Annotated in this window: 16 protein-coding genes and 1 CRISPR repeat array; of the genes, 10 read left to right on the forward strand and 6 right to left on the reverse strand. The window is 61.5% G+C overall.

Annotation, left to right across the window (positions count from 1 at the left end; all coding sequences use genetic code 11):
- Position 1: 1 nt before the first annotated feature.
- The 9 genes from GBB14_RS07955 (at position 2) to holA (ending at position 14,340) form a co-directional block, all read left to right on the forward strand.
- Entirely contained in the window at positions 2–706 is a 705-nt protein-coding gene (locus GBB14_RS07955) for a histidine phosphatase family protein (protein WP_151529126.1), read from the forward strand.
- Positions 703–1,530, forward strand: coding sequence for a DegV family protein (locus GBB14_RS07960; RefSeq protein ID WP_151529127.1), 828 nt, complete (start codon positions 703–705; stop codon positions 1,528–1,530). Before GBB14_RS07955 ends, GBB14_RS07960 begins: the two co-directional genes overlap by 4 nt.
- Positions 1,531–1,590: 60 nt before the next feature.
- Complete coding sequence (locus GBB14_RS07965) at positions 1,591–2,274, forward strand: ComEA family DNA-binding protein (RefSeq protein ID WP_151529128.1); 684 nt, start codon at positions 1,591–1,593, stop codon at positions 2,272–2,274.
- Positions 2,271–3,707 carry a ComEC/Rec2 family competence protein gene (locus GBB14_RS07970; RefSeq protein WP_151529129.1) on the forward strand — a complete coding sequence of 479 codons (1,437 nt, stop codon included), beginning with the start codon at positions 2,271–2,273 and terminating at the stop codon, positions 3,705–3,707. Before GBB14_RS07965 ends, GBB14_RS07970 begins: the two co-directional genes overlap by 4 nt.
- Before the next feature lie 252 nt (positions 3,708–3,959).
- Positions 3,960–4,490, forward strand: coding sequence for a type I-E CRISPR-associated protein Cas6/Cse3/CasE (locus tag GBB14_RS10820; RefSeq protein WP_192796250.1), 531 nt, complete (start codon positions 3,960–3,962; stop codon positions 4,488–4,490).
- Between the two features lie 24 nt (positions 4,491–4,514).
- Positions 4,515–5,822, forward strand: coding sequence for a type I-U CRISPR-associated protein Cas7 (locus GBB14_RS07980; protein WP_151529131.1), 1,308 nt, complete (start codon positions 4,515–4,517; stop codon positions 5,820–5,822).
- A 9-nt stretch (positions 5,823–5,831) separates the two neighbouring features.
- Positions 5,832–7,079, forward strand: coding sequence for a type I-U CRISPR-associated protein Csb2 (csb2, locus tag GBB14_RS07985; protein WP_151529132.1), 1,248 nt, complete (start codon positions 5,832–5,834; stop codon positions 7,077–7,079).
- 122 nt (positions 7,080–7,201) lie between these two features.
- Positions 7,202–10,375, forward strand: a complete 3,174-nt coding sequence (locus GBB14_RS07990) for an HD domain-containing protein (protein ID WP_192796119.1) — start codon at positions 7,202–7,204, stop codon at positions 10,373–10,375.
- 69 nt (positions 10,376–10,444) lie between these two features.
- Positions 10,445–12,485: direct repeats of the CRISPR family, unit length 28 nt; unit sequence GTTTTTCCCGCACGCGCGGGAGTGGACC.
- Between the two features lie 895 nt (positions 12,486–13,380).
- Positions 13,381–14,340 (forward strand): DNA polymerase III subunit delta, encoded by a 960-nt coding sequence (gene holA, locus GBB14_RS07995; protein WP_255441649.1) that lies wholly within the window; start codon positions 13,381–13,383, stop codon positions 14,338–14,340.
- A 102-nt stretch (positions 14,341–14,442) separates the two neighbouring features.
- On the opposite strand, the gene rpsT is transcribed toward holA, so the two are convergent.
- Both rpsT and GBB14_RS08005 read right to left on the reverse strand, forming a co-directional pair.
- Positions 14,443–14,709 carry a 30S ribosomal protein S20 gene (gene rpsT, locus GBB14_RS08000; protein WP_077940495.1) on the reverse strand — a complete coding sequence of 89 codons (267 nt, stop codon included), beginning with the start codon at positions 14,707–14,709 and terminating at the stop codon, positions 14,443–14,445.
- A gap of 252 nt (positions 14,710–14,961) precedes the next feature.
- On the reverse strand, positions 14,962–15,534 hold the full coding sequence (locus GBB14_RS08005; RefSeq protein WP_151529134.1) for a type II toxin-antitoxin system PemK/MazF family toxin: 573 nt from the start codon (positions 15,532–15,534) through the stop codon (positions 14,962–14,964).
- An 84-nt stretch (positions 15,535–15,618) separates the two neighbouring features.
- On the opposite strand from GBB14_RS08005, the gene lepA reads away from it, so the two are divergent.
- Entirely contained in the window at positions 15,619–17,469 is a 1,851-nt protein-coding gene (gene lepA / locus GBB14_RS08010; protein WP_151529135.1) for a translation elongation factor 4, read from the forward strand.
- An 85-nt stretch (positions 17,470–17,554) separates the two neighbouring features.
- On the opposite strand, the gene GBB14_RS08015 is transcribed toward lepA, so the two are convergent.
- From GBB14_RS08015 to GBB14_RS08030, 4 genes are read right to left on the reverse strand one after another with little or no spacing between them, the layout of a single operon-like run.
- Positions 17,555–18,271 (reverse strand): queuosine precursor transporter, encoded by a 717-nt coding sequence (locus GBB14_RS08015; protein ID WP_151529136.1) that lies wholly within the window; start codon positions 18,269–18,271, stop codon positions 17,555–17,557.
- A gap of 11 nt (positions 18,272–18,282) precedes the next feature.
- Positions 18,283–19,059 carry a thioesterase family protein gene (locus GBB14_RS08020; protein ID WP_151529137.1) on the reverse strand — a complete coding sequence of 259 codons (777 nt, stop codon included), beginning with the start codon at positions 19,057–19,059 and terminating at the stop codon, positions 18,283–18,285.
- A gap of 57 nt (positions 19,060–19,116) precedes the next feature.
- Positions 19,117–19,902 (reverse strand): hypothetical protein, encoded by a 786-nt coding sequence (locus GBB14_RS08025; RefSeq protein WP_151529138.1) that lies wholly within the window; start codon positions 19,900–19,902, stop codon positions 19,117–19,119.
- A 51-nt stretch (positions 19,903–19,953) separates the two neighbouring features.
- Positions 19,954–21,885 (reverse strand): solute carrier family 23 protein, encoded by a 1,932-nt coding sequence (locus GBB14_RS08030; protein ID WP_151529139.1) that lies wholly within the window; start codon positions 21,883–21,885, stop codon positions 19,954–19,956.
- Between the last annotated feature and the right edge of the window lie 189 nt (positions 21,886–22,074).

Below are 22,074 nucleotides of genomic sequence, written 5' to 3' on the forward strand. Positions count from 1 at the left end.
GATGGGCCGACGACTCGTCCTGCTACGCCACGGAGAGACCGAATATAACGCCACCGCTCGCATGCAAGGTCAGCTCGACACGAAGCTCAGCGAGCGTGGTGTGATTCAGGCGCGCCAAGCCGCCCGCTATCTATCGGGGCTGAACTTTGTGCGCGTGGTCTGCTCTGATTTGCAGCGCGCCCACGATACGGCGCGGGAAGTCGCCACGCTGCTGGACATTCCCCTCATCACCGATGAGCGATTGCGCGAAACCCATCTCGGGGAGTGGCAGGGCAAAACCCACGCGGAGATCGACGCCGCCACCCCTGGGGCGCGCGCTCGTTGGCGCCATGATGTGTCTTGGGCGCCGCCGGGTGGGGAAACCCGCCTTGAGGTTGCCGCTCGGGCGCGGGCCGTAGTGGATGAGGCCATGGCCGAGGTAGAGGAGTGGGAAGACAAGTCCATTCTGTTTGTCGCCCACGGCGGCACGATCAACGCCCTCACCGGCTCGCTGCTCGGCTTCGCTACGGCCGAGGAATTCTCCCGGCTGTCCACGGTGTCTAATACCTGCTGGGCGCAGCTACAGGCCCGCCCGCACTATGCCCCCGGTTCCACTCGGCCGCAGTCCTTCACCGCCGACAATCTGGACAATGCCCAGTGGTATCTCGAGGGATGGAACGTGGGTGTGACCCCAGGGCTGACGGTGTGTGAAAGCACGCACCCATGACGGTGCGCATCGTCACCGACTCCACCGCCTGCCTGCCGCCCGCGCTCGCGGAGCAGCTCGGCATCACGGTGGTAGACATTCATGTCACCCACTCGGACAAAGACCGCACCACCGCGGGGCTATCCGCGCTCGAGCTCGTGGCCGCCTATGCCCGCCAGCTAGAACGCGGTGGCGACGAGGGCGTGCTCGCCCTGCACATGTCCAAGGAGATCTCCTCCACATGGTCCGCGGCCGTCACCGCCGCCGGGGTATTTGAGGATAGCCGCGTCCGCGTGCTCGACACCGAATCCTTAGGGCCCACCATTGGTATTGCCTGTATTGCCGCCGCCCTCAAGGCCCGCGAGGGCGCCGATCTTGATGCCTGCTATGACGCCGCTTTGGAGGTGCTCGAGCACTCCGAGGTGTGGTTTTACGTGCACAAGATCGATGAGCTGCGCAAGTCTGGGCGTCTCTCGGCCGCCAATGTGCTCTTCTCTGCCACGCTCGCGATCCGCCCGCTCATGCATCTCAAACAGGGCCGCATCGAGATCGCCGCGAAAACCCGTACCCAAGCCAAGGCGCTAGCGAAGCTCGCCGAGGTCGTGGAGCTGTATTGCTGCGAGGAACCGGCGGTGGTGACGGTGCTGCACCACGAGGCCCGCGAATCCGCCCGCCAGCTGGCCATACACATCGTGGAGCGCATCCATGTTGATTCCACGGTGCGGCTGGATCGCCTCGAACCGGCTCTCGCCACCCATACTGGGCCAGGCACCATAGCGGTGAGCGTGACTCGCGGCAACCCCAGCGCCGTCATCAAGGCCCTGGCTGTGGAAAAGGAGCTGTAGTACACAGCCCGCACCACACGCTTATCGACGCCACCTCGCCCGCCACCTAGCCTGCGGGGCATGACTTCCGCCTCTCCGCTTGATCGCCTGCGCGAGCTAACTCGCCCCACCGGCGAAGAAGACCTCCTGCAGGTCCGCTATCCCGATAACCCCCGCCTGCGGCTGAGCCCGCGCCACGGCCTGATCGCCGCCGTGGTACTGCTGCTCCTCGGCGGGGTATTTCTTGTGCCCCAGCTCCGCGGTGCATCCCCGCCGCCGGTCGAATCGGTGGCTGTCTATGAAGATGAGACCACCACCGAGCAACCTAAGGAGATCGTGGTGGCCGTGGTCGGGCACGTCGCCAATCCTGGGCTGCAGCACCTGCCCGCAGGTGCGCGCACCGATGATGCGCTCCGCCATGCCGCCCCGCTGCCGGAGGCGCAGCTCAGCGCAATCAACCTGGCCCAAAAACTCAGCGACGGCCAGCAACTCTATGTGCCCGGCCCCGAGGAGGATCTCCCCATTGCCGGTGCAGCCCCACTCAACCCCGCAGCACCGGGCGCTGCGCCGGGCGGGAAGGTAGCGCTCAACAGCGCCGATAGCGCCGCACTAGAGACCCTGCCCGGGGTGGGGGCAGCAACCGCCGCAGCGATCATCGCCCATCGCGAGGCATCCGGGCCTTTTGAGAGCGTCGATCAGCTGCTGGAGGTCAAAGGAATCGGCCCCGCCAAATTCGAGGCAATAAAGGACTTGGTTACCTTGTGAACCCTCCCGTCGCCTTCATCGAGCTGCGCCTCATTCCGATCGCCTGCATGGCGTGGGCATCCACATGGGTGGTGGTGGCCACCGAGCATGGGCCGCTGCTCCTCGCGGTGCTGGGGGTGGTCGCTGTCGCCGCCGCGTGGGCGTATCGCGCGCCGGGAAGCGCCCTATTGCTGACCGCTACGGTCGTGGTGCACGGTGGCGTCGCCCAGCTGCGGCGCCTGCTCATCCAGCAGCACCCCATAACCCAGGCCCGCGGCCACTACGAGCTTGCGGGACGAGTAATCAGCAGCACGGACGTATCCGGCGGCAGCACCTGCCTTACCCGCCTGCGCCTTGCTCGCTATCCAGCCGAGCTGCCCGTCTTTCACCCGTGCGAACGCTGGCAGCCCCATCGCGGCGAACATGTAGTCGCCAGCGTGCAGCTGCAGGAGGACACCCGCGTCGGGCTGAACGCCGTGGTGGCGCGGCTGCAGCACGGCCGTGTTGTGGGCGAGCCGAGCTGGTGGGACCACTGCGCACATACCGTGCGGGCACGGTTCATGGAGCTTGTGCAGCAGAACGTGGGGCAGCGCTCGGTGGGGCTCATCCCCGGCATGGTCTTTGGCGATACCTCCCTGCAAAGCGAGGAGGAAACCGCGGCCTATCTCGCCACGGGGCTCAGCCACTTATCGGCCGTCTCGGGGGCGAATGTGGCCATCGTGACCACCGCGTGCGTGATCGCCTGCCGGCTCGCCGGCTGCGGGCCGCGCTGGCAATGCGCGGCCGCGGGGATAGCGCTGGTGGCCTTTGTGGTGCTGGTGGGGCCGGAGCCCTCGGTGAAAAGAGCGGCCGTAACCGGGGTGGTGGGGCTGGTGGCGGTGGTGAGTGTCTCTCGGGCTGAACCCCTGCACGCGCTCGCTGTGGCGATAACGGGGCTGTTGCTATGGGACAGCGATCTGGCGGTGAGCTATGGATTTGCCCTCTCCTGTGCCGCTACCGCAGGGATTGTGGCCTTGCACCCGTATCTCTACCCGCGGCTGGCATGGCTGCTGCTGCCTGATGTGTGTATCCGAGCATTGTCTGTAGCGATTGCCGCGGACATTGTGACTATGCCCCTGCTCGCCTTGATGGTGGGGCGGGTCTCTGCTGTGGCGGTGGCGGCCAATGTGTGTGTGGCCGCGGCGGTGGCGCCGGTGACGATCGTCGGTTTGTTCGCTGTGGTCTTAGTGGCGCTGCGGGCGGAGCCGCTGGCCGCTGTGGCAGTGCGGATTATCGAACCCTGTACGTGGTGGATTCACCGCTGCGCCGAGTTCTTTGCCGGCATGCCCTGGGCGGTGATTGAGAGCGGTTCTGGGCCCTATTCGGTGGTGGGGGTGGTCCTTGCCTGTTGTTGGTTTCTCGTGTTGCTGCCCGCGCGGCGGCGCGTGGCAAAACAAATAAGTCACACACAATAAGTCCCCGAACTGCTCCATCATGTCCTAGCCATACACCTGTATGCCGAGGGTATTCTTTCGTAGGATTTCCAGACTTATGCCGATTCGAGAAAGCGAACACACATACGAAAAGCGTTCAAATTCTGAGTACATGTCCGAGGGCCTAGCTATGGTTAAACCATGAGCCACAAAGACAGTATTGGAGTGGACTTACAATATGGGCTTCCATCCCATCTGAGACACGCCACGAGGAAAGATCTCCACAGAATAGTGATGTCCGGTTTTGAAGATGGGCAGTTGGACGAGGCGATGCCTCGTTCAGACGCCAGATGTCTTTTTGCCGTTTCTGAGCATAACCTTATCGTGCGCCACCGGCCCGACCTCAACCATCAGATACCGGGCTTGTCTGCGGAACGCAGCGCGCTTCAAGCCACAGATCCAGAACAGCGATACCACCTTGAAGTAACTGTTAACGCCCTAGTTGCACGCTCCCAGAGGGGATCGCTACCTCCAGAAGTTCGCCAACAACATTCTCCTCGCGGGCGTAGAGTACCGGTTCCTCCAGATGAACTCCATGAGTGGGCTCTCGATCTCCTCAATCGGCGAAACCTCGAACCGGATGATCTGGCAGTGGGCGAAAGGTTCAATGTCAGGCGAACCGCTGGCCGCACGGGAATCATTCCCGCAGTGACCATCACCGCAACTGTCCGAGGTGGTGCTGAACTCGATGACGTTCTCAGTCACGGCCTCGGGCGAGGCCTCAACTACGGACTAGGCCTCGCTCACGTACACCCCATCCACTAACCACACTCTTGAAAGGCACTGTATATGTCTCTGCTTTCGGATATCCTCCATTCTGAATCTCCCTCGCTTGTTCGTCACGCCCAGCTTGAGCCGGCGGCCGGACCAGCCACGCCGGTAGCTCCGGCTGTCTACCCCAGTGACACCGACGGTCGCACGTATCGCATCAACCAGAATGCGCCAGTCCTCTTGCCCGATGATGAGGGCTTCTTGTTCACTAACTCAGGACGGACAGCACCATCGGTTGTCATCTCGTCTGTTGCAGGCGAGGCAACGCGTGCTGAGCCAGTCATCTACCACGATCCTGAGTTGTATCCTTGGCTGCCCGCAGTGGAAATCACTGCGCCTTCCGACAGTGACATCGAGGAAGCCGTTGAAAAATCAATGGCTAGGGCGATTAAAAATATGCCCAGCCTAGAATCTCAGGCTCGTCGAGCAGAGCTGGGTGATGTCCTGAAGCAGCTGCGGACGTCCTCGTGGGAGCTGTCGCACCGTCACATTGATAGCTGGGTGCGCTACAGCCTGACAGAGGAAAACGGAAAAGCACTCTGGTCCCAGCCAAGCTGCGATCTCTATCGAGAGATCGTTTCTTCAGAGGCCGCTACGATCGCCGGTGTCTCCCTGAACTCAGTGATTTGGGGGTACTGGTTGGCCAGTGGAGCGACGTCCACCCATCGACGAGCACGGTCAATTTCCTCCCAAATCATCGGCACCGGCGCGTCACCATCACCCGTGTTCGCCACCAAAACGCCCGGTAAACTGCCTGCCTCCGGTCGTACTCGACTGGTTCTAGACGATGGAGAGCTCACCGTCGTCGAGTCCGACTCCAAGGTAAAGGGGATCAAACCTAAGCAGCCGTCAGCTTTTGGTCTGGGCGCCATCATTACTTCCGGTGATTCCGTTCCGATTCACTACACCTGCGAGAGCATTGCATCATTGACGTCGGTGTCCCTAGCCGACTTGCGAGCGCTCGATCGATACGAGGTCAAAGAACCCGTGATCCGAGCCGCACTGGGAGTCTCTATGCTGGCCACCGAATTAGTCGCAAACGACGGGCATATTCGTAGCGAATGCGATCTCGTCGAGATTGCACCACCGGCATGGGGGCTTCGTGTACGCGGCCAGCGAGGAGCGCGTCGTATCGAGGCGGACGTAGACGAGCTTCGCCAAGAGACCCTAGAGGCGCTGGAGGAATCTGTTAAGGCGGGCTTCTTGCCGGCGGCAGAGCAGGGCAGCGGTGCGCGCAAGATCAAGCTGCGTATGTCGTCGAGCATGGCACAGGTGGTACTAGACGCACTTCTGGCTACTGCAGCGAAGTCGTCCACCGACGAGTAGAGGCGGCCAATGATTACCATCCATGTCGACTTTAACTCGACATTTCACGGTACCGATCGCCAAGGGAAGAGGGAATGGCCACCGTCCCCAGCTCGGCTCTACTCTGCTTTAGTGGCGGGCTGCCACAACGCGCAGCTGTCTGATTCCACTACCGAGGCTATTCGCGCGGTCCTTCGAGAGGTGGAGCGTAGCGCCTCGCCGGATATCTTTACTGGGCAGTATCGGCTCCCAGAAGCCGATTGGACTGATGCATTCGTGGCGAAAAAGCCCTCGGGATTGCCTCGGAAGTCTGCTTCTGTGGGCCAATTGACGAAAATGCAGGCGAAAAGAGCCGCCCGGCTTCCAGAACCGGTGCTCGCCACTCGCGTGACGTACGTGGTAGACGTTTCTTCGGAGCACGCGGAGTTGCTAGACAAAGCTGCCGCAGCAGTCGGCTACTTCGGCACGTCGATGGACGGCTGCATCATGAAGGTCGTAGAAGGCGATGATTCCGGCGCAGTAGAAAACGCCCAGAGGTGGGTCGGAGTGGAGAACCCAGCCGGCCAGGTGCGCACGTGGCAGCCTGGGTTCGGGGCAGCACTGGATAAAAGGTTCGAGGAAGAGCATCAGCTTGGAGCTCATGTTCCCACAGTGCCCGCACGTCAAGTTTCCTACCTTCCAGATCATCGCGATCCGCAGAACCCAGATAACGACGGGTGGATACCGCTGACGTTTAACCGGACGGTGAAGGACACGAGGAGAATCTCTGCTTCGGTGGACCATGTACGATCTGTCGCTGGTTGTGATGGTGATGTTTTCCCGTTGGTAAACGCGGATCCGGAGCACGGAAACGGAGCTCTCATGGGGGTAGCCGTTCGCGGAATTCCAGCCGCCCACCGGTTGCTGCAGGATGAGAACCTCGGATTGCGTTATGACCCAGCGGATCGTCGAGTATGGACTCGGTTGAGCAGTTATTTTGCTGTGTCTCAGCGCTGGCGTACGGCGGTACCCATCTATGGTCCCGCCGACCGAACAGTGGCAGCAGCCTATCTTGAGCACTACGCGTCGAAGGCGGGAGTACATCTCCTCAGCCATCAATCAACCTCGCCCAGACTCAAGGGCTGTGCGCCGATGAGTATGCCTTTTCATCCACGTGGTTTTGTTCCTTACGCGGTCACCGTGGAGACACCCACACCAGAAACTCGACCTACGCTGACGACGGACTCGCTATTTGTTCCCGTCGGCAACATTGGCACTAACACAGGAGATGATGACTAATGGGAGATGCCACGATGTTTCCGAGCTTCGCGGAGTTCTTCCATGGGGTCCATGGGGTGCCGCCTTATCGGTGGCAGGAAGAAGCGGCGAACTACGCAGTTCGCACGGGTCGACTTCCCCTCATGATTGATGTTCCTACAGGCTTAGGAAAAACGGCGTTAGCGGACGTCTGGGTGTGGGCGCTTGGCCGCGCCACAGCCGCAGATTTGCCTCACCAGCTGGGGCAGCGCTACGTCCATGCTGTTGAACGACGAGCGGTCGTCGACGGGGCGGACGCTCACGTTCGTCAGTTGCAACGGGCATTACTCGAGCCATCCATACCGGCCCTTCGCATGGTCTCTGATGCCTTATTGCTGCTTGCTGCTGAAGGAGCCGAGCCACTGGGCGTCACGAGTTTTCATGGATCTCGGCGTGACGACCGGACGTGGCTGGATAGGCCCCGTGGTGCGACCATTATCACCACCACCGTTACCCAGCTAGTGCTCCGAGTATTGGGTCATGCTCCCGGCGTGACTCCCAACACCGCGATCATTCACACTGGGTTGATTAGCCACGATGCCGCGTGGGTTGTCGATGAGCCCCATCTGTCGACCGTAATGGTCGACACACTTCGGCAAGTATCGACGATGGCAAACACGACGCTGACGTGTCTCGGCGCCACCATTCCCGACCATCTCGTTGATGTACTTGACCCCGATGCGGAGGACACTATCCAGTTTCTTCCCGAGCAGGAGACCTCCGGAGCACTGGAGAGATACAATGCACCGCGTTTAGCCTCGATCGTGTGTAGCACGGCGTCTTCTCCCGTCAGGGAATTAGTAAAACAGGCTGCGCGCGCCCATACGGAAACCTCACGCTCCATTGTCTTCGTGAATACCGTGCAGACTGCCTCCGATGTGGCGGCGGCGCTTGCTAAGAAGCTTCCTAAGACGAAGGTTCGGCTGGTGACCTCTCGTGTGCGTATGGTCGACCGTGACGAAAAAGACCTTGCTCCGAAACCTGGGGAACTTGTCGTGTCCACGCAATGCCTCGAGGCGGGTGTTGATTTTGAGGTTGATCTACTTGTCACCCAGGTGTCTGCGTGGCCCTCGCTCGTGCAGCGCATGGGTCGACTCAACCGTTATGGAGGTTCAGCCCACCCGCAGGGGATCCTTGTAGTGCCGAAGAATAACCCAGACAAAGGAAGCCAAGCGGTCTACGGTGAGGAAATCTTAGCCAACGTCTGTAGTGGCTTGCGGGCGCTACCTAATGGCGCCGACTTCTCCTTAGGCGGTATCCCTTCCTTGAAGGAAGCTGTTCTGGGTGACAACTCCGCTTGGCCGGAGCCAGTACGTATGGGACAGATGGACGCAGAGTACGCAGCCCTGATGCTCGTCGCTCCCGCTCCGCACGCCACGTCTCTTTGGCTGCGTGGCCTAGACCAAGAGGAGGAGACAGCTCCTGTTGCTGTGTTGTGGAGAGATGTACTTGATGAAGAAATCCTAGAGGCAGCTCCTCCGACACGCGGTGAGCAGCTTGAACTTTCGATTCACCTCGCCCGAGGACTTGCCGCAGGCCATTGGAACGGAGAGATGGCCGATACTGATGATGCTGACAACGGCTACAAGCGAGCCAAGCGTGAGCCCACCACCACGACACGTGAGCGACTGGAGAAGATACGGATCCGGAAGGCGGAGGGATGGTGCATACCCCAGTCCTTATGGGATATAGCTCCTGGATCAACGGTCGTTTTGCATACCAGCCTAGGGGGATATCTCTCAGATAGGGGAGTGTGGGTCAGTGATGCCCAAGTCGAGGATGTTCATGCATCCACTGGGGAGGTTGAGATCATTCCACTTCCCGAAGAATGCGCGGAGATGACGCCGCAGCAGATTGGACGATATTTGGACCGTTGGGTAGTCTGCGTTAGCGATAAGTTTGTGGTCTCTCGGCCGCGCGAACAACAAAAACGGCGCGAAACCTCATCGGGGATTCTGACACTCGTCGATCATTGCCGTCAGACATCGGGGCTGGCCGAGCAGTTCATTGCGCCCTCGAAAGCGGAGTCCTCGCAGCTGAAGGAAACAGTCGTCCAAGCCGCGGGGCTGCATGACCTCGGAAAGGCTCACCCCTCATTTCAGGCATACCTAGGGGCACAATCAGGGGATTGTCCATTAGCAAAATCCACCGGTCGGAATCCTCTTCCCCGCGACATCGCTAACCCAGTCGATCATGCTGCCCATGGTGCTCGCATTGTCGCCGCCTACTGTCCAGAGAACCCCCTAGTGGCGCACCTTGTTGAGTCCCATCACGGCTACCGTGGAACGGCCGATTACCTCGACTTGTGCGGCGACAATCCGTGGTTCCTAGCCTGGGCCGAGACAATGGTCCGGTTGGCGGACTGGAAAGCATCTGCGGAACCGGATCCCCATGCTCTGGGGCCGGTGACGATAGACGATGCGCTGCTGGACAAGGCCTCCCACGATATTGACGATCCTGCCCAGCCCTTCGTTGACCTAACCGGACTCGGAGGTAGTCGCGTTGGCGCATGGTACGCGACGGTCGGAATCGCCTGCGCGGCGGAAGAAGTGACTGGACGCCAAGTCTCATTGAGCTGGCCCGAAGGCCTAGCCGCTCCTCGTTTGCACGGGGTTTCAGAATCCGACCTACCCGCAATTGCAGCTTGGTTCACCGAGGCTTTTGTGCCAGATCTTGAACGGTGGGAAGAGAACATCTGCTCGGCGACTAGCGGACTGCTTACTACCAAAAACCATCGGTGCATCATCCCAGACCTGAGGAATGGAGTTAGATGTGCCCACAACGCAGCCAAGGGAAACCGGGTTTTGAGCAAGGTAAGTAAGCATCTGTTTTCAGCGAACATGCCGCTTTTAGATGGCGGTAAGACAGAGCTATCTGGAGGGTGGCTTGCCGCCAATGGCATCGTATTCAAACGTATCCAGGACGCCCCGCCTGTCAGCGTTGAGATGATGCTTCACGCTAGTAAAGGATGGCAGACCTCCCCAGAGCTTGGAGCATCTGACCATATTCTCGACCGGCTCTCGGATACAGCGCCCGACACGGTAAGAGTAGAAGAATACTTACCTATTGCCGTGGGCATAGCCGTGTCAGGGCGTCCCTTGGCCCAACACGGAGTGGCGCATCTCAAAGGCCGAAAGAGGTTTCTTCCGCGCCCGACATATCCAGTAAGTTTATGGACTCTAGAGGTTCTATCGAGGAGACACCGTGGTTCTGGTCTGTTGGCGGAGGAGGTGACGCGCGGGAAATTTAAGACTGTTGCTCCACCGATCGTAGTTTAGTTCGTTCAAGGCGAATAGAAGTTGAATCTATACGCCGTGTTTGCTCGCTAAACCTGCTGTTCGCAGAGTGTTTTTCCCGCACGCGCGGGAGTGGACCCTGTCGATGAACTGGTGGATTACGTAGTTTCCAGTTTTTCCCGCACGCGCGGGAGTGGACCTTGTCCCGTTGTCTTGAAACGTCACGCCGCTGCGTTTTTCCCGCACGCGCGGGAGTGGACCTCCGGGCAATTTCGGATTCACCGTAGCCCCCGTGTTTTTCCCGCACGCGCGGGAGTGGACCTGCCTCATCGAGGTATACGGTATCGCCAGATAGGTTTTTCCCGCACGCGCGGGAGTGGACCCTCACGCTCTTCATCTTCAAGAGGGCGCTTCATGTTTTTCCCGCACGCGCGGGAGTGGACCGATGCTGCCCCTCCCACACACACGCGGGAGGGAGTTTTTCCCGCACGCGCGGGAGTGGACCGGCTAGAGGGCGCGCCATCCGGCCCGTAGTGTGGTTTTTCCCGCACGCGCGGGAGTGGACCGCGATCGAGGCCGTGGGGACCGGCTCGTACTGGGTTTTTCCCGCACGCGCGGGAGTGGACCCATTCATGCGATAGGCGTAGAGGGCGATGCCTTGTTTTTCCCGCACGCGCGGGAGTGGACCGTGGGATAGAGGCGCGATCGGTCCGGACGATATGTTTTTCCCGCACGCGCGGGAGTGGACCCCGTGAGCGGCTGGGCGTGAAGCCCGATGCGGAGTTTTTCCCGCACGCGCGGGAGTGGACCGCTTACGCTTGAGATAGATGGGCCTCCAAGGAAGTTTTTCCCGCACGCGCGGGAGTGGACCTAGCTAGATCGTCGATAGGAATACCTGCGGTGTGTTTTTCCCGCACGCGCGGGAGTGGACCGAGCAAGCCCAAGAGATTCAAGCGCGTGTTTTTGTTTTTCCCGCACGCGCGGGAGTGGACCCTGCCCGATAGCGACGGCCGTAGATCAGTGGGGGTTTTTCCCGCACGCGCGGGAGTGGACCTGTGGAGCACCGGCTAGGGGGCGGGGATGATGCGTTTTTCCCGCACGCGCGGGAGTGGACCTCCCGAGCCATCTTGAGGGTGCAAGATGGCCGGGTTTTTCCCGCACGCGCGGGAGTGGACCCTGGGCATGCAATGTGTGCTATTTTCCCAGCTAGTTTTTCCCGCACGCGCGGGAGTGGACCCTCGACTATGAGGAATACGAATACGGCTTCCTGGTTTTTCCCGCACGCGCGGGAGTGGACCTTTCGACATGGACGCGTTCCGCCGCCGTGTCGAGTTTTTCCCGCACGCGCGGGAGTGGACCATGCGCCATAGACCGCGTCGGCGTTTTCCTCGACGTTTTTCCCGCACGCGCGGGAGTGGACCGTCCCTGAGCTGCTCTTTTGTCCCCTTGAAGGCGTTTTTCCCGCACGCGCGGGAGTGGACCCAGCCTTAGCCATCTGCGCCGCACCATCCGCGCGTTTTTCCCGCACGCGCGGGAGTGGACCGCCCGGATTGCCGGGAATACCGGTCTCTTCGCCGTTTTTCCCGCACGCGCGGGAGTGGACCTCAGGTGTACGACCAGTTTTCCGGACAGCTCAGGTTTTTCCCGCACGCGCGGGAGTGGACCGGAAGTGGTGAACGATGGCGCAGGTATATCGCGGTTTTTCCCGCACGCGCGGGAGTGGACCCCATCGCCAGCATGAGCTACGAGTACGCGGTACGTTTTCCCGCACGCGCGGGAGTGGACCCTACTCGCCACAAGCCTCGCCGAAAAAGGACACGTTTTTCCCGCACGCGCGGGAGTGGACCTGTGGATACCCTCTGGGGCGCCGTCCACGTCGAGTTTTTCCCGCACGCGCGGGAGTGGACCGTCTGACCTGAACAAAGATGACTTTCAGAAGAAGTTTTTCCCGCACGCGCGGGAGTGGACCCGTTGCTCGCAGCGGATGCAAACCCTCTATTGGGTTTTTCCCGCACGCGCGGGAGTGGACCTTGTGCGGCGACGGCCTGCGATTCGACCGCATAGTTTTTCCCGCACGCGCGGGAGTGGACCGAACTATCGAAAAAGGTCCAGCAGGCCGAAGATGTTTTTCCCGCACGCGCGGGAGTGGATGCAAGCTCCTGTGTTTACCTAGCAATCCAGTCGAGTTTGCCGAGGTCACCAAAAAATGTGACCCATTGTGGAGCGTGAGGGGCATCGCAGCGCTATGTGTCCATCTGTCACGATTGTGATCAGCTGTCACCTCGTTGAAAGCATGCATGAAGCATCGTTTCCTGAAGCGGTTGTGCCTTGGCAGCGGTGCTGATTTGTCCGCTGTAGCTTGTGCGCCTGTGACAGGAATCGGTTGCTGGGCACTGAAGACTCTTTCTTACTGTGGTCGGGATGCATATGGGCGCCATCAATTACCGACCTAGATCTGAATACCACTTATCTAGCGATGTCCCGATCCAGTTGAGTAGTTTTTCCAGAGCGTCTTAGGTGGAAACTTGACCGCTCCTGCGTTAACGAGTCCGTGGTCGTAGTGATACTTCGTTTGCGCTTCAGCCTTGAGTGCGGCGGGTGCCGTTTTCAGAAGTACTCGAATGGGCGGTAGAAGACATAGATGCGGCTCTATCCGCCGAGGAAAAACCTCGACACTCTTAACCGTGACGAGCTGATTATTCACTAGGCTCTATCTGCTGGCTACGGCCCGCCTTAGGACGTGTCCATGTTCACGCGAGTCAATCACCGCGACCATACGCCTTCTCTACGTACCGGTGTTCGGAGCTTCTCTGGTTGATCCCATGCCTGCGTGTGCTTTGTTCTGTGCGGCTACATCGGAGATTGCAACGTTCATTTCCAATCGATACCCGCAGTATGCGTGGCCACTTAGCTCGTATGCGCGTGGACGTGGTTTGCCGCGATTACTTCAGGTTTGTGGCTATGTAGGTAGTGATTTTCATGGTGGGGGTGGTTCTCGCCTGTTGTTGGTTTCTCGTGTTGCTGCCCGCGCGGCGGCGCGTGGCATGATGGAGGGCGTGTCTGTACCAGCCCTGCACCTCGTTCTGGGCGAGGAGGAGTTCCTCGCCGAGCGCGCCCAGCGCGCGGTTACCCACGCCGTGTCTGAGCAGGCCGGCCACCCAGTGCCGGTGACCAAGCTGCGCGCGGGTGAGGTGACGACGAGCGAGCTCATTGAGCTGCTCAGTCCCTCCCTCTTCGCTGAAGAGCGGGTGGTGGTATTCACCCATGCCCATGAGGCAGGGGAGGAGGCCGCCAAGCTGCTGCTCGAGGCGGCCGTGGACCCGGCGGAGGGCATCACGCTGATCGTTGTGCATTCTGGCGGTGGACGGCAGAAAAAGATGGCCACCAAGCTGGCGAAGATCGCCACCGTGCACGAGGCCCATAAGGTCAAGCGCAATGAGCTGCCGAGCTTCGTCAACAAAGAGTTCCGCTCGCATGGGGTGCGTCCCACCCCAGATGTGGTTACAGCCGTGTTGGAGGGCGTGGGCTCGGATCTTCGCGAGCTTGCCAGCGCCGTGAGCCAGTTGGTCTCTGACACCAATGGCGATGTCACCCTACAAGCGGTGCGCGCCTTCTACTCCGGGGTGGCGGAAGTCTCGGGCTTCGATATCGCGGATTTGGCCTGCGCTGGCCGCGTGGAGCGGGCGGTGGCTTCTACTCGCCGTGCCCTGCAGCTGGGCGTGTCGCCGGTGCTGATCTCCGCGGCATTGGCCAACTCGGTGGGCGCTATCGCTCGGCTGTACTCGGTGCGGGGGCGCATCAACGGCAATGAACTGGCCCGCGTGGTGGGCCTGCCGCCGTGGAAGGTGGAAAAGGTGGCCGCGGCTGCCCGCCGCTGGAGCAGCCGCAATGTCAGCGAGGCCGTCATCGTGGTGGCCGAGCTCGATGCCGCGGTCAAGGGCCAAGGCCTCGAGCCCAATTACGCCGTGGAATTCGCGGTGCGTCGCATCGCAGAATTGGCCCGCTAGGACCCCTCCACGCTCAGCACCCCCAAGACCAAAAAGTGGGCGGGCATGAAAAAACCGCGCCGGGCCAGCGAGTGCTGGTGGCGCGGTAAGGCAGAAGACTACTTAGCCCTCCATCTTGTTGAAGGCGCGAGCCATATTGGACTTCTTGTTCGCAGCGTTGTTGCGGTGGAATACGCCCTTGGACACGGCCTTGTCCAGCTTGCGGGAAGCAGCGCGCAGCTGGGCCTCAGCGGCAGCCTTGTCGCCGGACTCGACGGCGGCGCGGAACTTGCGGATCTCGGTGCGCACGGCGGAGCGCACGGACTTGTTGCGCAGACGAGCCTTCTCGTTGGTCAGGATGCGCTTCTTCTGAGACTTGATGTTTGCCATGGTCTAGAACCTCTTTATCGTTGGCGGAAACGGTATGGTCACTGTCAGCCACGTTCGCGCTGGTATAAGCCGTGCCCGCACCATTCTGGGCGGGCGCGTGGGGCAGGGAGGTGAACTCAAGGTACTGAACACCTAATGCGCCACTCTGGCTCGGCGGCGGCCACGGGGCATACTGCCTGCTGGCACCGCGCGCGCGAAAATGAACAACTCGACACACTCTAGCAGGGCGATGAAGGCCCGACCAAACAGTTGCTAACTCCAGCCGAACTCGGAGCGCAGGCGGTGGGCGATTTTTCCGAAGCGCCGCCGCGGCAGAATCGCCCCTTGGCGCCGGATTCCGAGCTCGGAGGCTTCGATGACGCGGTCGATGCGCACCCAAGACTGCTCGCCGGCGAGATCCCAGTTGCCCGAGCCGATATCGAGCCACGAGGGATCGTTTTGGTGTTCGGGGTTGGAGGAGATGAGGAGCCCTAAAATGGTTTGTCGGGTGCGTCCCACCACCACGAGGGCGCGGTCTTCTGGCTCAGAGGTGGGTTCGGTGCGCAGCCACACCCACACCACTTCGCCCGGCTCGGCTTGGCCGTCCATGTCTGCTGCGTAGTAGATATTGCGGGAGAGCACGCGGCTGTCGTGCACCAGTACGGAGGTGGCGGCGCGCAGGCGGCGCAGATCTTCGTTGGTTTCGGTGCCGGATATTCCGAGGCGTTCCCGTACCGTGGCGAGGGTATCGTCGAGGTCTTCATCGCTAGGGGGCTGGAATTGTTCCGCGACATAGCACACCGAATCCCGCAGCGAGGAGGCGATGGCGCCGAGTCTGTCACCCATGCTTGCCCAGTTTATACGCCGTTGCCGTGGGCGTCGATACGGCTCGGGTAGGGTATGAGGGGCTAAAACAGGGAAGGTTGAGATATGGCTATCAATTGTGCGGAAACTACGTTTACGGATCCGGCGCAGATCCGTAATTTCTGCATCATCGCGCACATTGACCACGGTAAGTCCACGCTGGCGGATCGTATTCTGCAGCTGACGGGCGTGGTGGATGCGCGCGATATGCGTGATCAGTACCTCGACAATATGGATATTGAGCGCGAGCGCGGTATCACCATCAAGGCGCAGAACGTGCGCTTGCCGTGGGTGCCGCGCTCCGGCGCGCATGCCGGCGAGAATATTGTGCTGCAGATGATCGACACCCCGGGCCACGTGGACTTCACCTATGAGGTTTCCCGCGCCCTGGAGGCCTGTGAGGGCGCTATTTTGCTTGTCGACGCCGCCCAGGGCATCGAAGCCCAAACCTTGGCGAATCTCTATCTGGCGATGGAAAACGATCTTGAGATCATCCCTGTGCTCAACAAGATCGACCTTCCCGCCGCCGACCCGGAAAAGTATGCCTTCGAAATCGCCCACATCATTGGTTGCGAACCCGAGGAGGTACTGCGGGTCTCCGGCAAGACCGGCGAGGGCGTCGAGGCCCTGCTGGATAGGGTGTGCGAGCTAGTGCCCGCCCCCGCCAGCGAGATGCCGGATTCCGCGCCGGCGCGCGCCATGATTTTCGATTCGGTCTATGACACCTACCGCGGTGTGGTCACCTATATTCGTGTCTTTGATGGCCGCCTCGAGCCACGACAGAAGCTGAAGATGATGTCTACTGGCGCCACCCACGAAACCCTCGAGATCGGCGTGATGAGCCCGACGGCGAAGAAGTGCCAGGGCCTCGGCCCGGGCGAGGTGGGCTATCTGATCACGGGCGTGAAGGATGTGCGTCAATCCAAGGTGGGTGATACCGTCACCTGGGCCACTGGGGGTGCTGAGAAGCCGCTGCGGGGCTACCAAGAGCCCAAGCCGATGGTGTATTCCGGCCTGTTCCCGATCTCGCAGGAGCAATACCCGGACCTGCGCGATGCCCTAGAGAAGTTGCAGCTCAACGACGCCTCGTTGACCTATGAGCCGGAGACTTCGGTGGCGCTGGGCTTCGGCTTCCGCTGCGGCTTCCTCGGCCTGCTGCACATGGAGATCACCCGCGATCGCCTCGAGCGCGAATTCGACCTGGACTTGATTTCCACCGCGCCGAGCGTGAACTATCGCGTGGTCGATGAGGCAGGGGAGGAATCCATCGTCTACAACCCCTCGGATTGGCCTTCGGGCAAGCTGCGGGAGGTGTGGGAGCCGATCGTGAAAACCACGATTATCATCCCCGCCGATTTCGTCGGCCCCACCATGGAGTTGTGCCAGTCCAAGCGCGGCCAGCTCGGCGGGATGGACTATCTTTCCGAGGACCGCGTCGAGCTGCGCTATACGATGCCGCTGGGTGAGATCATCTTCGATTTCTTCGATACCCTCAAGTCCCGCACCAAGGGCTATGCCTCCCTCAACTATGAGGAAGCCGGCGAGCAAGAAGCAGATCTGGTGAAGGTGGATATTCTGCTCCAGGGTGAGCCAGTGGATGCCTTCAGTGCCATCGTGCACCGCGATCACGCCCGCACCTATGGCAATAAGATGACGGTGAAGCTCAAGGAGCTGATCCCGCGCCAGCAGTTCGAGGTGCCGGTGCAGGCGGCGATCGGCTCGAAGGTGATTGCGCGTGAAAATATTCGGGCGCTGCGCAAGGACGTGCTCTCGAAGTGCTATGGCGGCGATATTTCGCGTAAGCGCAAGCTGCTGGAGAAGCAGAAGGCCGGTAAGAAGCGCATGAAGAATATCGGTTCGGTGTCGGTGCCGCAGGAGGCCTTCGTGGCGGCGCTGTCCACCGACGAGGGAAAGTAGCGTCCCCCTAGCGACGTCGAAGGGTGCGAGGCCAGAGCAGAGGCTCTGTCCCCGCACCCTTAGTTTTTTCGCGGTGGGATGCTGGCTACCAGCTGGTGGGGTCGGTTTTGCGGACCCAAGCGATCACGGCATAGGTGATGGGCATGACCACGATCTCGATGGCGGTCTTCCACAGGAAGCCGACAATGGTGTAGTTGAGGGCATCGCCCCAGGTGGTGATGCCAATGACGGAGGCGGCGATGGCGCAGAAAATGATGGTATCGGCCAGCTCGCCCACCACGGTGGAGCCGAGCAGGCGCGACCAGAGCCGCTTCTGCCCGCTGTGCTTTTTCATGGTGGCCAGCACATAGGAGTTGAGCAGCTGGCCCACGAGATAGCCGGCAAGGGAGGCGACAACAATCTGCGGTACCAATCCCAGAACCGTGGCGAAGGCCTCGTCGTTGTCGTAGAAGTCGGCCGCCGGCAGCCAGATGGCGATGTAGAAGGTGACAATGGCCAGCACGGCGGTGCCGAAGCCGGTGAAGATCATCCGGCGGGCGTTTTTAAAGCCGTAGCACTCGGTGAGTACATCGCCAATTACATATGCGAGGGGGAAGAGGAAGAAGGCGCCGTCGGTCACCAGCGGGCCGATGGTCACGCCCTTGGTGGCGGTGATATTAGAGAGCAGGAATACCGCGACGAACACGGCACCGAAGATGGGAAACAGCGAGCGTTGTGGCATGGGGCCACCGGAGTGAGTAGCGGCGGCGGAGGCTGTTGTCTCCGCCGCCTGCCCAGATGCGGGCGTCGTAGATGAAGTCATAGCCAAGCATTTTAAGGCCGCACTGTCAGCGTCTGTGACAACACCCCAATCGGACCTTTTTCATCATGCAAATGGGTGTGGGTGAGTCCGTGCCCAGCAGGCCCGATGCTCATGGTGGTGTCCGCCCCAAACCAGTGCCCCTCCGGGGCGCGGAAGAGGTGGACGCTGAGATCAATATTGGGATAGGCCACCTCTTTCGGGTTGTGCTTGAGCACAAGACCGTTGACGATGTCCATCACCGTCATCAGCTTTACCAGCGGCGAGACCTCCACTCCCTCCAGCAGGGGAGTGCGGGAGGAGAGCCAGCCCTGGGCGTGGCCGGGGCTGAGCACCGCGCGGTGGGCGTCCACGCTATCGACAAAGGCCCCTTCCCAGGCCTCGAGGAAGTTCCAGCTGGGGATGGCGTAGCGGGAGGGCATGCGCTCTACTGTGGCGGATTCGATGCTGCCGGTATCGAAGGCAGCGGAGAACCAGCCGCGGGCGATCACCACGGGACGCTCGGCGATGATCAGCCGCGCCTGCACCAACTCGATGGTGCGGCCGGGGCGGATCACCTCGGTATCCACCCGCACCTCGCCGATGGGGGCGGTGCCAAGAATGTCAAAGCTGATGCGGGAGAGATCCAGGGTCTCGCCGGGGCGGCGGGCGGCGAAATCCTCCTGCAGGATGTGGGTGAGTAGCCCCAGGGCGGGCGCTATGTGAATCTCTTGGGGATTCCACGCGCCGGCGGTGAGTTCCGTGGCGACGAACTCGGTGGCACTCGTGCGGGTGAAATAGGAGTTTGACATAGATCACACTGTACTCGGGCTGTAGCCGCGTTTAGGGCCACGTCCCCCGTTTTTGGGCTACTCGAGATGTAGCTCCAGCGCTGGTCGATGCCCCGCCGCCCACTCGGCGTCCACGGCGCGGTAGCACTGGCCGTCCACCGTCACGCTATCGCCGGCGGCGATGGTCTGATGGGCCAGCGCCCACTGGCACACATCGGCCAGCTGGTTATACACCTCGCTGGGGTGAGCGCTCGAGTGCAGCTGCAGCTCCGGGTGGCCCGCTTCCACCATGCCGATACTCATGCCCTGGGCGCCCTCGTCGGTGCGGGTGACTATCAGATCCACGACGTAGGCGGAAACAACGTCGTGACGCACTGCCTCGCTAAACACCTGCGGATCTATCGCGAAGGGGCGGCTGGCGCCGCGAAACACGTGGCACACCGCCACCGCGTCCTCCCGCACGGCCAGGGCGGCGGCAAGTTCGGCGTGCATATAGTTCAGCTCCCGCAGGGACTCGCGGGCGCGCACCAGCGGCTGCACATCCGAATGCACCCGCACCTCGAGCTGGGTGCTGGCGCTGGACAGCGGCGTCCGGGGCCCAAGCACCGCGTGGGAGTGGGGCGCGGGATCCTCGGCGCTCTGGGCGCTCAGTACGTACTCCACCTGCCCGTCCAGCACGCACACCAGCCCGGTATGCTCCTCGAGGCGGGTCTGCAGCCGATCAGCAAAGATCTCGTGCAGGTGCTCGCGCACCTCGTGCGGGGAAGGGTTGCCGCTGAGCAGCACGCGATAGTGGGGGCGCGGGGTGAGAACGGCGGGGTCGACGCTGATGGGGGTCAGCGGCGCGGGGGTAGACGGGCTCATGGGGCTTCTCCTTCTACTGAGGGTCAGTATCCATGCTAGGGATGCGCCGGTTTAGTCGATGTCGGTGAACTTTCGATCCCAAGCGGAACGCGTGGGATTAGCGTCGGCAAGCACCATGTCAAAGCGGTCATTGGCGATTTCGACGATTTCGCTGAGGGTACGGCGCAGCTCCTGCGCCTCGGAATTTTCCAGTCGGCGCACGCCATCGGCGATGATGGTGTCGATGCTGTCATCGGTGCGCAGGCACGCCACCCAGGGCATGCCAAACTTGTCGCGATAGGTCTCGGCCAGCACCTGTAGCTGTTCGGTCTCCACGTCATCGGCTTCGCCAAGCCCCACCGAGCCGCGGGCCTGGTTCAGGCGTTCGTCCTCAGAGTCGGTACTGCTGAGCACTAGAGTGGCCATGTCGGGGTAGTCGGCGATCAAGCGGCTGCGCTCCGCGGGCTCGGCCATGAGCACCGCCACCTGCACGGCCTCGCGCAGGGCCTGCACATCCTCGAAGGGGCGGGCCTCCCAGGCGCGGTGCAGCGGCCACTGCTCCTCGTTGAAGAGCGGGGCCAGGGTGGCGACGAACTCCTCGCGCTCCATGGCGTTGATGGTCTCCAGCGAGACCTGGCGGCCCTCGTGGCGGGCCACATCCGAGCCGGACTGTGCGCCGAGGTGGAAGAACACGATATTGAGCACGATGGCGGTGATCGCACCGATGGTCATGCCGGAGGAAACGAAGATACGCGCCCACTCGGGCAGGGCCTCGGCAATATCGGGTTTGAAGGTCACCAACATGGCCAAACCGAGAGCGGTGGTGACGATCACGGCATTGCGGTCATCTTTCCAATCGGCCTTGCCGATGGTCTGCATGCCCACCCAGGCCACATTGGCGAAGAGCGCCAGGGAGGCGCCGCCGAGCACGGGGGCGGGAATGGAGGCCACAATCGCCCCAGCCTTGGGCAGCAGGCCCAGCAGAATCATAAAGCCCGCTGCAGACGCTGCCACCCAGCGTGATTTCACGCCCGTGATGCGCACCAGGCCGACATTTTGGGCGAAGCAGGTATAGGGGAAGGAGTTGAGCACACCGCCGAGCAGGGTGGAGAGGCCATCGGCGCGGATAGCGCGCTCCACGTCCGGTTTGCCGATGCGCTTGCGCACGATCTCGCCGGTGGCGAAGACATCGCCGGTGGTTTCCACCATGGTAATCACCATGACGATGAGCAGCGACACAATCGCGGCGGCATTGAACTCGGGGATACCGAAATAGAAGGGGGTGGTGATGCCCAGCGGGGCGGCGTCGTTCACCTTGGATAGATCGGCGTCGCCGAGCAGCAGCGCCGCGGCAGTGCCCAGCACCAGACCGAAGAGTACCGAGAGCGTACCCAAGAAGCCGCAGAAGAAGCGCTGCACCAGCACGATCACGGCCAGGGTGGCGAAGGCATAGCTCAGATCGCGAGGATCGGGCGTGCCCTCGGCATAGTTGGTGAAGTCATTGGCAGACACCGCCAGCAGGGAGGTGCCCATCACCAGCAGCACGGTGCCGGTGACCACCGGCGGGAAGAAGCGCAGCAGCCGCCCGAAGAGCGGGGCCACAAAGAAGGTGAAGAGGCCGGCGGCGATCACCGCGCCATAGATGGTGGGCAGGGACTCCACTCCGCCCTCGCCATCGGTGACGCCGAGGCCGATCGCGATAATCGGCGCCACCGCGGTGGTGGTCACGCCCTGCACCAGAGGCAGGCGCACACCGACGTGCTTGCCGATGCCCACCACCTGAATCAAGGTGGCGATACCGCAGGTGAGCAGATCGGCGTTGATGAGGTGAATGGTGGTTTCCGCGTCCAGATTCAGCGAGCTGGCGATCAACAGCGGCACGATCACCGCGCCTGCGTAGAAGGCCAGCACGTGCTGCAGGCCAAGGGCCGCGAGCTTGCCGGGGGCGGGAACGTGATGGACAGGATGGGTGCGCTGCACGGCGGTGGAGGTGGAAGTGGCCACGGGTGGCGTCTCTCCTTGTCTCAGAAAAGAAGCTGGAAAGGGCGAATTATGCGCCTTTTACCTTAAAGCCTGCTAAGAAGTGAACCTAGCTGCGGGGCCACGAACTCACCCCCGTGCGCATGGCTTATCGACGCCACGGAGCGGTGAACAGTGTTCGAGTGCTTGTGTTATCGTTGACACATCTGTTGC

The sequence above is a fragment of the Corynebacterium sp. 51B genome (genome assembly GCF_008930785.1).
Classification (GTDB): domain Bacteria; phylum Actinomycetota; class Actinomycetes; order Mycobacteriales; family Mycobacteriaceae; genus Corynebacterium; species Corynebacterium megadyptis.